Annotated in this window: 17 protein-coding genes; 2 read left to right on the top strand and 15 right to left on the bottom strand. The window is 67.9% G+C overall.

Annotated features, from left to right (window positions below; genetic code table 11):
- Window positions 1-33: 33 nt before the first annotated feature.
- From IC40_RS0113600 to IC40_RS0113585, 4 genes are all read right to left on the bottom strand, one after another.
- Window positions 34-261: a 4Fe-4S dicluster domain-containing protein gene (locus IC40_RS0113600; RefSeq protein ID WP_019514073.1), complete on the bottom strand. Its 228-nt coding sequence runs from the start codon at window positions 259-261 to the stop codon at window positions 34-36.
- On the bottom strand, window positions 258-1,016 hold the full coding sequence (locus IC40_RS0113595; RefSeq protein ID WP_030135251.1) for a GntR family transcriptional regulator: 759 nt from the start codon (window positions 1,014-1,016) through the stop codon (window positions 258-260). Before IC40_RS0113595 ends, IC40_RS0113600 begins: the two co-directional genes overlap by 4 nt.
- Window positions 1,017-1,214: 198 nt before the next feature.
- Window positions 1,215-2,807 (bottom strand): HNH endonuclease signature motif containing protein, encoded by a 1,593-nt coding sequence (locus IC40_RS0113590; protein WP_051644336.1) that lies wholly within the window; start codon window positions 2,805-2,807, stop codon window positions 1,215-1,217.
- Between the two features lie 166 nt (window positions 2,808-2,973).
- The gene (locus tag IC40_RS0113585; protein WP_030135249.1) at window positions 2,974-3,438 is read right to left on the bottom strand and encodes a GNAT family N-acetyltransferase; all 465 of its coding nucleotides are present in this window, start codon (window positions 3,436-3,438) and stop codon (window positions 2,974-2,976) included.
- Between the two features lie 244 nt (window positions 3,439-3,682).
- Between IC40_RS0113585 and IC40_RS0113580 the strand changes: the two genes are divergently transcribed.
- Window positions 3,683-5,083 (top strand): aminotransferase-like domain-containing protein, encoded by a 1,401-nt coding sequence (locus tag IC40_RS0113580; RefSeq protein WP_030135248.1) that lies wholly within the window; start codon window positions 3,683-3,685, stop codon window positions 5,081-5,083.
- 10 nt (window positions 5,084-5,093) lie between these two features.
- Here the strand turns inward: IC40_RS0113580 and IC40_RS0113575 are convergent, their stop codons facing one another.
- Genes IC40_RS0113575 through IC40_RS0113560 form a run of 4 tightly spaced genes read right to left on the bottom strand, consistent with a single transcriptional unit; the run spans window position 5,094 to window position 7,784 of the window.
- The gene (locus IC40_RS0113575; RefSeq protein WP_030135247.1) at window positions 5,094-5,615 is read right to left on the bottom strand and encodes a hypothetical protein; all 522 of its coding nucleotides are present in this window, start codon (window positions 5,613-5,615) and stop codon (window positions 5,094-5,096) included.
- 4 nt (window positions 5,616-5,619) lie between these two features.
- A complete protein-coding gene (gene nusB, locus IC40_RS0113570) occupies window positions 5,620-6,099 on the bottom strand; it encodes a transcription antitermination factor NusB (RefSeq protein WP_030135246.1) in 480 nt (159 codons plus the stop codon).
- 11 nt (window positions 6,100-6,110) lie between these two features.
- Complete coding sequence (efp, locus tag IC40_RS0113565) at window positions 6,111-6,674, bottom strand: elongation factor P (protein ID WP_030135245.1); 564 nt, start codon at window positions 6,672-6,674, stop codon at window positions 6,111-6,113.
- Window positions 6,675-6,692: 18 nt separating this feature from the next.
- Window positions 6,693-7,784, bottom strand: a complete 1,092-nt coding sequence (locus IC40_RS0113560) for an aminopeptidase P family protein (RefSeq protein ID WP_030135244.1) — start codon at window positions 7,782-7,784, stop codon at window positions 6,693-6,695.
- Window positions 7,785-7,817: 33 nt separating this feature from the next.
- On the opposite strand from IC40_RS0113560, the gene IC40_RS0113555 reads away from it, so the two are divergent.
- Complete coding sequence (locus tag IC40_RS0113555) at window positions 7,818-8,336, top strand: B-4DMT family transporter (protein ID WP_030135243.1); 519 nt, start codon at window positions 7,818-7,820, stop codon at window positions 8,334-8,336.
- Here the strand turns inward: IC40_RS0113555 and aroB are convergent, their stop codons facing one another.
- From aroB to ruvX, 7 genes are all read right to left on the bottom strand, one after another.
- Entirely contained in the window at window positions 8,337-9,416 is a 1,080-nt protein-coding gene (gene aroB / locus IC40_RS0113550) for a 3-dehydroquinate synthase (protein WP_030135242.1), read from the bottom strand.
- The gene (locus tag IC40_RS0113545; protein ID WP_030135241.1) at window positions 9,409-10,044 is read right to left on the bottom strand and encodes a shikimate kinase; all 636 of its coding nucleotides are present in this window, start codon (window positions 10,042-10,044) and stop codon (window positions 9,409-9,411) included. Before IC40_RS0113545 ends, aroB begins: the two co-directional genes overlap by 8 nt.
- Before the next feature lie 2 nt (window positions 10,045-10,046).
- Window positions 10,047-11,282, bottom strand: a complete 1,236-nt coding sequence (aroC, locus tag IC40_RS0113540; protein ID WP_036470006.1) for a chorismate synthase — start codon at window positions 11,280-11,282, stop codon at window positions 10,047-10,049.
- 81 nt (window positions 11,283-11,363) lie between these two features.
- Window positions 11,364-11,789, bottom strand: a complete 426-nt coding sequence (locus tag IC40_RS0113535; protein ID WP_030135239.1) for a prepilin peptidase — start codon at window positions 11,787-11,789, stop codon at window positions 11,364-11,366.
- 9 nt (window positions 11,790-11,798) lie between these two features.
- Window positions 11,799-12,632, bottom strand: coding sequence for a shikimate dehydrogenase (locus tag IC40_RS0113530; protein ID WP_036469958.1), 834 nt, complete (start codon window positions 12,630-12,632; stop codon window positions 11,799-11,801).
- A 37-nt stretch (window positions 12,633-12,669) separates the two neighbouring features.
- Window positions 12,670-13,926, bottom strand: coding sequence for an endolytic transglycosylase MltG (locus tag IC40_RS0113525; RefSeq protein WP_030135237.1), 1,257 nt, complete (start codon window positions 13,924-13,926; stop codon window positions 12,670-12,672).
- The gene (gene ruvX, locus IC40_RS0113520; protein ID WP_030135236.1) at window positions 13,919-14,413 is read right to left on the bottom strand and encodes a Holliday junction resolvase RuvX; all 495 of its coding nucleotides are present in this window, start codon (window positions 14,411-14,413) and stop codon (window positions 13,919-13,921) included. Before ruvX ends, IC40_RS0113525 begins: the two co-directional genes overlap by 8 nt.
- Window positions 14,414-14,416: the final 3 nt, after the last annotated feature.

The raw sequence follows: 14,416 nt of genomic DNA, 5'->3' as shown, positions 1-14,416 counted from the left end.
CTTTTTCGTGAGGGCTGAGCCGACGGGCCGGTGTCAGCGGATGAGGAATGGCATGTTGACGGTGACCGCGCCGGTGGGACAGCGTGCGGCGCACGGTCCGCAGTACCAGCACTCGTCGACGTGCATGAAGGCCTTACCGTTCTCCGGGTTGATGGCCAGCGAGTCCAGCGGGCAGATCTCGACGCACAGGGTGCAGCCTTCGATACAGAGCGATTCGTCGATGGTCACCGGGACGTCGACGCGGTTGTTCACCAGGGTCATTGTGAGCTCCTACCGGGCTGGTTTCGGGAGAGGTTGCTGCGCATGGTGATCCGGTCTCCACGCATCCGGATGTATTCGAGGTCGACGGGTCGGCCGTCGTCGAGGCTGGTGAGGCGTTCCAACATCAGCAAAGCGGCGCCGTCGGGTACCTGCAGGGTGTCCGCGGAGTGCGGGTCGGCCGCGATGGCCTCCAGAGCGAGCGCGGCCGAGCCGAGTTGCCGGCCGCTGACCTGCTCGATGAGGGCGAAGACATCGTTGGTCTCCAGCGGATGGGTGATGACCTGTTCCCCGATATCGGGTGCGAGGTAGGTGAGGTCGAGCGACAGCGGGAGGTCGCCGAGGTAGCGCAGCCGTTCGATATAGACGACTTCGGAGCCGGGGGCGAGATCGAGCTTGCGGGCCACCGCGGGCGGGGCGGCCATGGTGAGGACGGCCCTGACCTCATTGCGCACCTCGCCGTAGTGCTTGAAAGTCTCCTTCAGCCCCACCAGCGCATCGAGGCCGTGGTCGAGTTTGCGCACCGCGACGTGGGTGCCCACTCGGGTGCCGCGATCGATCAGGCCCTCGTCCTTCAGAACGCCGAGCGCCTCACGGATGGTGTTGCGCGAGACCGAGAATTCGGCGGCCAGTTCGGTTTCGCTGGGCAGGCCATCGGGATAGCCACCGGCGTGGATCTGATGGCGCAACAGATCGGCGACCGGACGGGCCTGATCGGCCCGCGCGCGGCGGATCGGTGTCGGATCGGTGGCTGCCACCCGATCACCGTAAAACCGATCCGGACACGTTCCCGACCGCTGAGCAGCCCGGATAGCAGCAGCGGACCCATTACGCCGCCGTCGTAGCCGAGGGACCAGCCACGATCGCGGCGCGATGTGTTATTGCGCCACCTCACCGAAGCTGGTTCGACTTCCGATCGCACTGAATCGAAATGCTGCGCGTCGTACGGATCGGGATCAGCCACTATCGCCGCCATCCGGTTCGTCCCGGTCTGGTGGTTGTTCGGCGTCGCCGTGTTCGCCCAGGAACTTCCCGAGGAGTTCCTCGGGGTGAAAGTGGTGGTTGATGGTGTCGCCGCCGGTGTCCAGTAGTGGTGGTGGGTGCCAGTGGACGCGGCCGCTGGTGGGGTCGATTGCGGTGGTCCAGCCCAGTTCGGCGAGGCGGTTGTCCGGTCCGCAGCCCAGACCGAGGGTGGGGGCGTCGGTGCGTCCGCCGCGGGCCCAGCTCGGGTCGGCGTGGTGGACCTGGGTGAGGTTGGCGCATCGGGTGCAACCGGGGCGGGTGCAGCCACGGTCGCGGTTGTAGAGCAGCAGGCGTTGGGCTTTCGTGGCCAGCCGTTTGGTGCGGCCCAGGTAGAGCGGTTCGGCGGTGTGGTGTCGGTAGACGACCAGGTAGTGGTGGGCGTGCTCGGCCAGGCGGATCAGGTCAGCCATGGGCATGAGGGTGCCGGTACCGGTGACCGCGATGCCGGCGGCGGCTTCGAGTTCGGCCAGGGTGGTCGAGACCACGACGGTGACCGGTAGCCCGCCGTGCTGGCCGAGCCTCTTGGACATCAGGGTGTCGCGCAGAATGGCTTTGAGGGCGTCGTGGTTGCGTTGCACAGCGGTGCGGGTGTCGCGGAGAGCTGTCGGGTCGGCCAGATCATCGAAGGTCCTGAACTCGGGCACATCATCAACGCTCGGCGCCCACTCAGACCCAAGATTAGACCCGGCTGCCATATCGCGTTCGGGCTCAGCGTTACTCTCTGCTTCTGCGTCTGACTGGAGGTCGGCGTCGAGGTCGCCATCGAGTGGATTGGGATCCGGATTGTGTTGCGGCTGTGCGTCGTCGGGGTTGTTGATCCCGGGCCGGGCCCACGCATCGAAGGCGGTCCCCAGATAGGCGGCCAGCTCGGGATCGACCCAACCACTGATATGGGTGAGCCCGTCGGCATCTTGCTTGCCGATCCTGATCCCGCGCCTGTGGCGGGCCAGGTCCGGGCCGGGGCCGTCCTGGTCTAGCAACATCAACGCGTGCGTGGCTGCTGCCTGCACCGTCTCCGGACCGGCGGCCGCCGCCACCGAGACCAGGATCTCTTCGAGCTCCGCACACTTGGCCGGAGCGGTGTGTTTCGCGGCCTGGTGCACTGCGCCGCGAATGACCCGGATATGCCCGTCGTTGATCGTGCCCGCGGCCAACGCGGCCGCACACGCCGGGAGCAACGGCGCCAGCACCTCTCCGCCCATGGCGTGGCGTGGCCCCAACTGCTTGGCGGCCTGAATCCGCCTGCCCGCCTCAGCCCCGGACAGGCGCATCCGAGTGGACAGCACGTCGGCCCAGGTCTTGCCCCCGATCTCATGGGCGGTCGCCCGATCCATCAACACCGCTAGGATCCGGTGATCGACCGCCGCATCGGCGCGGGCACGTTCCTCGCGTTCAGACTGGATCGCCAACAACTCCGCCGTGTCAAAGCAGGTGAAATCGGCATCCAACAGTGCTTTGACCGACGCGGCGCGGTCGGAGAGGGCATGCTGCACCGACTCCCGACTGGCCACCACATCCGATCCCATGACTCGAACATACGTGCGACCACCGACAGAACACGCCACAATGTGACACCAGAGGCAGACGAGACCAAAGAAAGACCTGAGGCACCAAACCCGCTGCCAGCGAGTCACTTTGGCGAAAGCGCGACACGGGCCCGACCCGATAGGCATGGGCCGGGCCCGACGTCGACTACTTCGCCGCGGGTGCAGCCTCGTAGGTGACCCACGCCGTGCGCGTGGCCAACGTGTCATAGAGCGCCTGGGCTTGCAGATTGTCCGCAGCGGTCACCCATTGGACCACCGACCGCCCCTCGGCTGCCGCCATCTCGGTGAGGCGCCCGATGAGCGCTCGCCCCACGCCTTTTCCGCGCACCACAGGATCGGTGAAAAGGTCGTCAAGAAAAATCCCCGTCGAGCCCGTGTACGGCGAGGAGAACCGGCGGTGGTGGGCAAAGCCGACCAGTTCGCCGGCGACCGTGGCGACGATCGCCTTGCACTCGTGGCGCGGATCCATCAGCCAACCCCAAGCACGAGAGACGATCTCCTCCGATTCCTCAAGTTTGTAGAACTCGCGATACGCGCGGAACAGCGAACGCCATCGAGTCTCGTCGGCGGCTTCGAGCGTGCGGATAACAGGTGCGGTTGTGTCAGCCATGTTCTTTCCCATGTGAATCGTGTTTTCGATATCTGGTTCTGCGCGCCCGTTCGGCGCCACGCGGGTTCTACTCCGCTTGAGGTGTTGACTCACAGCCCCTTTCGACTCCGGAATGTCACCGATCAGCCACTACGGCGAGCGGCTGATCGCGATTGACGGGAAGGTCCGGACGGAGCGGAATGTCGCAACGGGGCGATTGGGTAACGCTTTGCTCAGAAAAGGAGTAACGTTATCTGGTATTCCCATGAATAACGATAACAGAGCATCCGAGATATCAACCACCCTGCTCGGCCGTATCGCCGCGCTGCCCGCGGGTACCAAGCTGCCGGGAGTCAGAGCACTCTCCGGTGAGTATCACGCAAGTGCCGCAACGGTTTCGGCCGCGCTGTCCGAGCTCAGCGCGCTGGGGTTGATCCGCGCGGAGCCAGGGCGCGGCACCTTCGTCACCGGACGACAGCGGCTGGCCGAACCCGACTATTCCTGGCAGACGCAAGCTCTCGGACCGGCACGGGTCGATGCCGACCGCGCCGCGCGGTTGGGCGGATACGGTACGGCCGATCACCTTCCCTTGTCCTGGGGGTACCTCGCGCCGGAACTGTCCCCGACCGCCGAGTTGCATCGCATCGCCAGCCGATCGGCGAAGAACTCTCGCGCCCACGCGATCACGCCGGTCGCCGGCTTACCGGAACTTCGGCGGGTCATAGCGGCCGAATACCGCGCCGACCCGAACGACGTGCTGGTGGTGTCGGGCGGCCAACAGGGGCTCGTGTTCGCCATGCGCACCCTTGCCGAGCCCGGCGCCACGGTCATCACCGAGAGTCCCAGCTATCCCGGAGCAATTCTGGCCGCACAGAGCGCGGGACTGAAGGTGGCATCGGTGCCCGCCGATTCCGAGGGGATCGTCGTCGAACGCCTCGCCGAGGAACTCGAGCGAACCAAGGCACGCCTGGTCTACATACAGCCCAGCTACGCCAATCCGACCGGAGCGGTCCTCAGTGCGCAACGCCGGACCCAGATTCTCGAGATCGCGGCAACGTACGGAGCATTCTTGCTGGAGGACGACTGGGCCAGACATCTGGGCATCGACGCGCACCCACCACCGCCGCTGTTCACCGCGGATCCGCACGGGCACGTCGTCACGATCCTGACTCTGGCGAAATCCGCTTCTCCCGCTCTTCGGCTGGGCGCCGTGATCGCGCGGGGGCCCGCCGGCGAACGATTACGAGCCGCGCGCACCGCCGATGACATATGCGTGGCGCCGCTCATCCAGGAGATCGGGCACAGCCTGCTGACGTCGACCGGCTGGCCCCGCCACCTCAAGCGCCTGCGCACCGAACTGGCGACGCGACGCGATGCGTTGATCGCGGCCATCGGGACCACGCTGCCCGACGTCGGCATCGGCACCATTCCGCAAGGGGGCATTCATCTTTGGGCGAAGCTGCCACACGGCATCGACACCCGCGAAGTGACTGCCGCCGCGTATGCCGACGGAGTACTCGTCGGTGACGGACGCCATTTCTTCGTCAACGAGCCGCCCGCACCGTTTCTCCGGCTCTCCTACGGTGCCGCCAGTCCCGCCCAATTGGCCGAGGGGGTCCGCACACTCGCCGACGTCATCGGACGCGTGGCCGGCTCCGCGCACTGAGTCGGGACACTCAGAGCGAGCGCGACAACACCCGGCCGAACTGCAGCAGCCGCTCCATCTGCGCCAGTCCCCCGTTGTCGACGGTCTTCGTATAGCGGAAGGACTCGCAGTACAGATCGCTGTCGGTGGCCGATGTGCGCCGGGCCCTGGTCACCAACTGGGTGTACATCCGCAGCCGCACCTCGGCCAGCCGGCGGGTGCCGTCGGAGAGCACGTCGAACTGGGTGCTCAGGATGTGGTCGCTGATCGTCGAGAGCAGGATGGTGCGCACCGATGAGGTCAACTGTCGCCGGTCGTCGTCGAACTCGTCGTCGGCGCGCCACAGGATGAGACGCAACCCATCGGTGGCCACCACCTCCTGCCACACCGCGGTGCCCCAGTGCTCCTCGGACTCCCCGCGCGACATGATGAACGCCGCGATGCCGGGGAATTCGACGACCGATCGCATCTGCTCCAGAGCAAGATCGGGATCGCGCAGATACACCGCCGCCGCGTCCTGCAGGCTCGTGTACGGCGCCCAGTCCTGCGGCACGGTCCTACTCCGCGCCGTCCGACGGCCGCAGTGCGGCAGCGGCGGCCCGGATCTGCGGGGTCACCAGCATGACCTGTCCGAGCACACCGTTGACGAAGCCCGGGGAGTCATCGGTGGACAGTTCCTTGGCCAGCTCGACCGCCTCGTCGACGGCCACCGGCTCGGGTACGTCCTCGGCGTGCAGCAGTTCCCACACCGCGACCCGCAGGATCGCCCGGTCGACCGCGGGCAGCCGGTCCAGCGTCCACCCCTGCAGGTGCGAGGAGATCAGATCGTCGACATGCGCGGCATGCTCGGTGACACCGCGCGTCACCGTCACGGTGTACGGGTTCAGCGGCGAGATATCGGCCTGGGTATGCGACAGCGCGTTGCGCGAATCGGCCGCCTCCGCGGCGGTGATACCGCGGGCCTCCGCCTCGAAGATCAGATCGACGGCGCGTTTGCGGGCCTGATGCCGACCGCGGTCGCCCTTACGGTCAACCATTCGTCCGGCCTTCAGCCATTGACCCGGCCGAGGTACGAACCGTCGCGCGAGTCGACCTTCAGCTTGTCCCCGGTGTTGATGAACAACGGCACCTGCAGCTCGGCGCCGGTCTCCACGGTGGCGGGCTTGGTGCCGGCGTTGGAGCGATCACCCTGCAGGCCCGGCTCGGTGTGGGTGACGACGAGTTCCACCGTCACCGGCAGCTCCAGGTACAGCGGCGCACCGTCGTGGAACGCGATCTGCACGGCCATGCCCTCCAGCAGGAAGTCGGCGAGGCGGCCCACCAGGGATTCCGACAGGGGATGCTGCTCGTAATCCTCGGAGTCCATGAAGACGAAATCCGAACCATCGCGGTACAGGTAGGTGGCGTCGCGGCGGTCGACGGTGGCCGTCTCGACCTTCACACCGGCGTTGAACGTCTTGTCCACGACCTTGCCCGACAGGATGTTCTTGAGCTTGGTACGCACGAATGCAGGGCCTTTACCGGGCTTGACGTGCTGGAACTCGGTGATCTGCCAGAGCTGTCCCTCGATCTGCAGGACGAGACCATTCTTGAAGTCGGCGGTTGATGCCACGTGTGTACAGCTCCTAGATCAGGTGATGACAGCCAGTTCCTTGGGGAACCGGGTGAGCAATTCGGGTTCGGGTGCGTCCTCGCTGCCGACGACCAGGGTGTCCTCGATTCGGACACCGCCCCGGCCGGGCAGGTAGACGCCGGGCTCCACGGTGACCGCAGCGCCAGCAAGCAGTGTACCGACGGCCGAGGCACTGATTCCCGGCGCTTCGTGTATCTGCAGTCCGACCCCGTGTCCGAGCCCGTGCCCGAAGTTCTCGGCGTGGCCGGCATCGGCGATCACCTGACGTGCTGCGGCGTCCACCGCGGGCAGGTCCGCCCCGGGCAGCACGGCCGCCCGGCCGGCCGCCTGCGCGGTCGCCACCAACTCGTAGAGCTCGCGCTGCCAGTCCGCGGCGCTGCCCAAAACGAAGGTGCGAGTCATATCGGAGTGATAGCCCGCCACCAACGCGCCGAAGTCGATCTTGACGAAATCCCCAGTGGCCAGCACGGCGTCGGTGGGTCGGTGGTGCGGGATTGCCGAGTTCGATCCGGTTGCCACGATCGTCTCGAATGAGACCCCGTCGGCGCCGTGGTCGAGCATCAGCGACTCCAGGTCCCGCCTGACCTCTTTCTCCGTCCGGCCGGGCCGCAGGCCGCCCCGTTCGACGAGGTCGTGCAGTGCGGCGTCGGCCGCCTCGCAGGCCAAGCGCAGTATCGCGATCTCGCCGACATCCTTGACCTCGCGCAGCCGCTCGACCATCCCGGCGGCCCGTACGAATTCGACGCCGGCTCCGGCCCGCTCCAACGATGTGAAACCGTCGACGGTCACCACATGGCTCTCGAAGCCCAGCCGGCGCACTCCGTCGGCGGCCCGAGCGGCCAGGGCGGGGCCCACTGCCCGCTCGATGACCACGTCGGCGTCGGGCGCCTGGGCGGCGGCCTGCGTTACATAACGCCCGTCGGTTGCCAAGACCGGCGTGTCCCGTTCAGCGAACACCAGCAGCGCGGCATTGGAACCGGTGAATCCTGACAGATAACGCACGTTGACCAGGTCCGTTACCAGCATTGCGTCCAGGTCGGCGGCCGCCAGCCGCCGCCGCAACCGGTCTCTGCGCGCAGATATCGTCACGGTCGATGACGCTACTCGCTAGGCTGTGCCCTCATGAGCAAGTGGTTGCTGCGCGGACTCGTGTTCGCCGCGGTCGTGGTGGTGCTGCGTTTGATCCAGGGAGTCCTGGTGGATTCCTTCCCGACGCAAGCGGGATGGATCAGCCCGACGCTCGGGTTGTTCCTGGCCGTTCCGGTACTGCTGTGGGCCTACGCCGACGGCCGCGCCGACGCCCGCGCGCAGAGCGACCCGGACCGCCGCCAGGATCTGGCGATGGTGTGGTTGGTGGCCGGCCTGATCGCCGGGCTGCTGGGCGACCTGGTGTGCTGGTTCATCGGGTTGTTCTACCCCGCGCTCTACACCGGCGGCCTGCTCAGCGAGCTGACCTCGTTCGCCGCGTTCACCGCGCTGCTGGTTTTCGTGGCAGGCGTGATCGCGGTGACTGTCGGCCGCTGGACGGTCGATCGGAAGGCTCCGCCGTTCGTCCGGCGCCGTGAGGGTGATGAGGACCGCGCCGACACCGACGTGTTCGCCGCGGTCCAGCCCGGCCCCGAAGAGCCGGCCAAGAGCTAACTACCGCGTGCCGACCACGGAGTAGGCCGCCGCCAGCAGAGTCGGGTCCGGCCCTTCGAGGCGGCCGGGCTTGGCCAGTCCGTCGAGCACGACGAAACGCAGCACCCCGGAACGGTTCTTCTTGTCCCCGGCCATGTACTCCAGCAGCTGCGGCAGCGCGTCGGCGTCGTAGCTGACCGGCAGACCCAGCGAGGTCAGTACCCGCGCGTGCCGGTCTGCGGTGTCATCATCGAGGCGCCCCGCGAGACGACCCAGCTCTGCGGCGAACACCAGGCCCACCGAGACGGCGGCACCGTGGCGCCACTTGTAGCGCTCGCGCCGTTCGATGGCATGCGCCAGCGTGTGCCCGTAGTTCAGGATTTCGCGCAGCGCCGACTCTTTCTCGTCGGCGGCCACCACCTCGGCCTTGACGGCGATGGCACGACGGATCAGTTCCGGCAAGACCGTCCCGGCCGGATCCAGCGCGGCCTCCGGATCCGCCTCGATGAGATCGAGGATCACCGGGTCGGAGATGAAGCCGGCCTTCACGATCTCGGCCATGCCCGCAACGATCTCGTTGCGCGGAAGTGACTGCAGCGTCGCCAGATCGACGAGCACCGCCAGCGGCTGATGGAAGGCGCCCACCAGATTCTTGCCGGCATCGGTGTTGATTCCGGTCTTACCGCCGACGGCGGCGTCGACCATGCCCAGCAGTGTGGTCGGCACGTGCACGATGTCGACGCCGCGCAACCAGGTGGCCGCGGCGAAACCGGCCACATCGGTGGCCGCTCCCCCGCCGAGGCTGACAACGGCATCCTTGCGCCCGATTCCGATGCGGCCCAACACTTCCCAGATGAAGCCGACGACAGGCAATTCCTTGCCTGCCTCGGCGTCGGGGATCTCGATGCGATGCGCGTCGATGCCGAGGCCGGCCAGATGCTCACGCACCGCCTCGGCGGTCTGCGCCAGCGTCGGCTGGTACAGGATCGCGACTTTGTGCCGCCCGGTCAGGGTGCGGCCCAGATCCTCGAGCAGACCGGTGCCGATGATGACCGGGTAGGGTCGGTCGACCAGAACGTCCACTGTGACGGGTTCACTCATTGCGTGCCTCTGCTCGTTTGGCCAGCGCCGCCGGAGTGGGCGGGGCCTCGGTGGTCGGTGCCGGGTTGAGAACGGTCGGAAGCCGCCGCCAGGCCGGGCGGCGTCGGCGCCGTGGCCGGGACGGACCGCAGCCTTGCAGGCGGGTGACGATATGGCGCACCACGGCACCGGGATTGCGCCGGTTGGTGTTGACCCGCATGGTGGCCACCTCACGAAAGAGTGGCACCCGGGCGTCCATGAGAGCCCGATACTTCTCGGCGGGGTCCTCGCCGGCCAGCAGCGGGCGCGCGCTTCCAGCGGTACGCCGAATTCCTTCTGCGGCGCTGATTTCCAGGTAGATCACGGTGTGCCCGGCCAGCGCCTCGCGCACCGCGGGGGTGGTCACCGCGCCACCGCCCAAGGACACCACACCGTCATGCTCGGCCAGCGCCTTGCGCACCACGTCGGCCTCGATGGCTCGAAACGCCGGCTCACCGTCGGTGAAGATGTCGGCGATGCTGCGGCCGGTGGTCTCGACGATGGCAACGTCGGTGTCCAGCAAGGGAACTCCCAGCGCCTTGGCCAGCCGCCGTCCGATGGTGGATTTGCCGGAGCCCGGCATTCCCACCAGAACAGCCTTGGGCGCCATGGCTATCCCGCCCGCGCCGCTGAGTTTTTCCCCGAGTCGCTGCTCTCCAGTCCGCCGGAGCGCTCCACGACCGCGGCCAGATAGCTGTCCACATTGGCCTTGGTCTCGGCCAGCGAGTCGCCGCCGAACTTCTCCAGTGCCGCGCGCGCCAGCACGAGCGCCACCATGGTCTCGACGACCACACCGGCTGCCGGCACGGCACACACGTCGGAGCGCTGGTGGATTGCGACGGCCTCGTCGCCGGTGGCCATGTCGACGGTCGCCAGGGCACGCGGCACGGTGGAGATCGGCTTCATGGCGGCCCGCACCCGCAGTGGCTGCCCGTTGGTCATACCACCTTCCAGGCCGCCTGCGCGGTTGGTGGACCGGACGATGCCGTCGGGGCCGGGGTAGATCTCGTCGTGGGCGACGCTGCCCCGGCGTCTGGCGGTTTCGAAGCCGTCGCCGATCTCGACACCCTTGATCGCCTGGATGCCCATGACCGCGGCAGCCAGCTGGCTGTCGAGGCGGTTGTCACCGCTGGTGAACGAACCCAACCCGACGGGCAGGCCGCTGACCACGACCTCGACGATGCCGCCGAGAGTGTCACCGTCCTTCTTGGCGGCTTCGATCTCGGTGATCATGGCGGCCTCGGCGTCCTTGTCGAAGGCGCGGACCGGGCTGTCGTCGATGGCGGCCAGGTCCTGCGGCTGCGGCGGCGGGCCGTCGTAGGGTGCCGAGGCGCCGATGGAGATGACGTGCGAGACCACCTCGACGCCGAGTGCCTGCTGCAGGAAGGCCCGGGCGATGGTGCCCGCGGCGACACGCGCCGCGGTTTCGCGGGCACTGGCCCGTTCCAGCACCGGGCGAGCGTCGTCGAAGCCGTACTTGAGCATCCCGGCGTAATCGGCGTGGCCCGGGCGCGGGCGGGTCAGGGGGGCGTTGCGCGCGGCATCGCTGTCGAGTTGTTCGGCCGACACCGGGTCGGCGGCCATCACGGTCTCCCACTTCGGCCATTCGGTGTTACCGATCTCGACGGCGATGGGTCCGCCGAGGGTGAGGCCGTGACGTACCCCGGCCAACACTGTGACCTGGTCCTTCTCGAACTTCATCCGGGCGCCGCGACCGTACCCGAGACGGCGGCGCTGCAGCTGGGCGGCGATATCCTCGGAGGTCACCGCCAGCCCGGCAACCATCCCCTCGACCATCGCCACCAGGGCGCGACCATGGGATTCACCTGCGGTAGTCCATCGCAACACGGGTGCCATTGTCCCACAGCGGCTGAGCCGCTAAATCCAGCCCAGCGGCTGAGCCGCTAAATCCAGCCCAGCGCCGAGCCGCTAAATCCAGCCGACCGCCGACACCACGGCCACCGCACTCGCGACACACATGGCCGGCCCGTGTGCGAGCGGATCGGTACGGCCGAACAACCGAGCGGTCAGCGCCCAGGTCGCGGTGAGCAGCGGGGCGGCCAGGGCGGCCAGCGCCCACACGTCGATGCCGAAGGCACCTGTCAGTGCTCCGACGCCGAGCGCAAGCTTGACGTCGCCGGCACCGAGGTGGCCGGGCACCGCGAGATGGATGGCCAGATAGCTGCCGAACAGCGCGACCGCGCCGGCAAGCGCGGGCGCTGCGCGGCCGCAGGATGCCGCCCAGCACAGCACCAGCAGGGCTCCGGGCAGCGTCAACATATTGGGCAGTCGGCGTTGCCGTAGGTCGTAGACGGTCAGCGCGGTCAACCACACGCCCACCGCGGCCCACCCCATATATCCAGGCTAGGGCCGTTCGAGGGCCGCTCTCATCACCTCTTGCGGAGCGGTCATGCCGGTGAACTGCTCGACCTGGGCGACGGCCTGATGCAACAGCATCTGCAGTCCGCTGACCACCCGGCCCCCGGCGGTGCGCACGGCCGCGGCCAACGGTGTGGGCCACGGGTCGTAGATGGCGTCGAGCAACACCGGCACCGTCGCGATGGTGTCGGCGTATCGCGCGGCGACCTCGGCGGGCAGCGTGTTCACCGCGACGTCGAGCTCGGCGACCGGGCGGCCCAGTTCGACCCACTCGGTATCGGCACCGAGTTGGCGTCCGATGGCCACCGGTTCGGCGGCCTTGGCCTCATCGCGGGCCAACACGGCGATATGACGCACACCGAGACTCACCAGTGCGGCGACCGCGGCCGGCGCGGTGCCGCCGGAGCCCAGCACCGCCGCGCGTTGCGGGGCATCCACGTGATCGGACAACGCGCCTATGACCCCGTCGATATCGGTGTTATCGGCACGCCATCCGGTTCCGGTGCGCACCAGGGTGTTGGCCGAGCCGACCAGTGCGGCGCGTTCGGTGCGTTCGGTGGCGGTGGCCAGTGCGGCGAACTTGCCCGGTTTGGTGACCGAGAGGCCGACCCATTCGGGGCCGAGCCCGGCGACCAGTCCCGGCAATTGGTCGGCCGTGCATTCGATGCGGTCATAGGTCCACGACGTCAGTCCCAGCGCGCGGTAGGCGGCCAGGTGGACATCGGGTGAGCGCGAATGCGAGATCGGGGAACCCAGCACCGCGGCCCGCCGGATGTCGGGCCGGCTATCGGGCACGGCGGCGGGCCGCCTATCGGGCACGGCGGCGGGCCGCCTATCGGGCACGGCGGCGGGCCGCCTATCGGGCACTGTCGAGCACACCGTTGCGCCTGGCGATCTCGATATTGGCCAGATGCTCGTCGTAATCGCGGGTGAAGTTGGTGGTGCCCTGCAGGTCGATGGTGACGAAGTACAGCCAGTCCCCGATCGCGGGGTTCTCGGCGGCGACGACCGCCGGCGCCCCCGGTGAGCAGATCGGCGTCTTGGGCAGGCCCAACGAGGCGTAGGTGTTCCACGGCGTGATCCGTGCTCGGTCGGCGTCGGTGGTGGCCACCTCGGTGCGGTCCAACGAATAGTTGACCGTGGAGTCGAACTCCAGCTTCCGGTTCTCGGCGAGCCGGTTGTAGATCACCCTGGCAACCTTGGAGAAGTCCTGGGGCTTGGATTCGCGCTGCACCAGCGACGCCACCACGAGCACCTGGTAGGGCGTGATGTTGGCGGTGGTGGCCGCATCGAGCAATCCGTTGGCCTCGTAGGTCGCCGTGCTCGACCGGATCAATCCCGCCAGGATGCTCTCCGGCGTTCCCGACGGGTCGACATTCCAGCTACCCGCGGCGATCAGGCCTTCCAACCGGCGATGGTCGTCGCCCATGGCCTCCAGGCCCGGGTTCGCCCACGGCGGGACGGCGAGGGTGGCGGGGTCAGCGCTGCCTGCGGCGCGTTTGAGGTCCTCTGCGGAGACGCATTCCCGGGTGCCGTTGAGATCGACGCACGAGGCTTGGGAGATGAGCGTCAGGATGCCCTCGGTCACCGCGTCGGTCTTGACATCGGCGACATCGTCGAGCTGGCGGCCCTCGGGGATGACGAGCTGGCCGACACGATTGGCCGGATCGGCGAGGCGTTCGACCGCATTGGCGGCCGGGATCTCGGTGCGCACCTTGTAGAAGCCGGGCTGGATGGCCGCGATCGCCGGGTTGGTCGCGGCCGCCTCGACGAAGGTCTTCGACGAAGACACGACATTGCTCTGTTGCAGGGTCTGGCCGATCGCGGTGGTGGTGTCCCCGCTGTGCACCTCGATGACGACATCGTCGACACCTTCGCCGGCGAAGTCACCGCCGCTTCCGAACATGTTGTGCCACATTCGCGATCCGACGAACACCGCGCCGACGACGACCACCACGAGGGTCGCCACCGCGAGAATCGTGTAGGTCCGCCGCCGTCGGGCCATCCGTCGCGCCCGGGCGCGCTCGGCGCGATTCATCCGGCGACGCGGCGGTCCGACGGCGATCGGCTCATGGCGGTCGGTACTCCATTGTGAATCCCACTGGTCACTCATCGGCCACCCTTAATGCGGACCGGCGCTGGTCCAACCAGGTCTGCAGAATCCCCACTGCCGCAACCTGATCGACCATGGCCCGCTGGTTCTTGGCGCGCACTCCGGCATCCCGGAGCGCCCGCTGTGCACTCACCGTGGTCAGTCGTTCGTCAGCCAATCGCACCGGTACCGGCGCGATCAGCTCGGCCAGCTTGTCGGCCATCTCGACGGCATCCTGGGCCGACGATCCGGAGCGGTCGGCCAGCGTGCGCGGCAACCCGACGATGACCTCGACGGCATCGTTCTCCTGTACCAGCGCCACCAACCGACGCAGATGCCGTCCGGTGCGTTCCCGTTTGACCGTCTCCAGCGGAGTGGCCAGGATCCCGTCGGGATCGCTGCCTGCCACGCCGATACGCACGGTGCCGACATCGACCCCGAGCCGCCGGCCGCGCCCCGGGTCATCGGGGCCGGGCCGGTCAGGGCTGCGGTCGACGTCCAGTGGCACCGG

The organism is Mycolicibacterium neoaurum ATCC 25795 (assembly GCF_000691525.1).
GTDB classification, from domain to species: Bacteria; Actinomycetota; Actinomycetes; order Mycobacteriales; family Mycobacteriaceae; genus Mycobacterium; species Mycobacterium neoaurum.
This window is presented reverse-complemented; position numbering and strand designations above follow the sequence as displayed.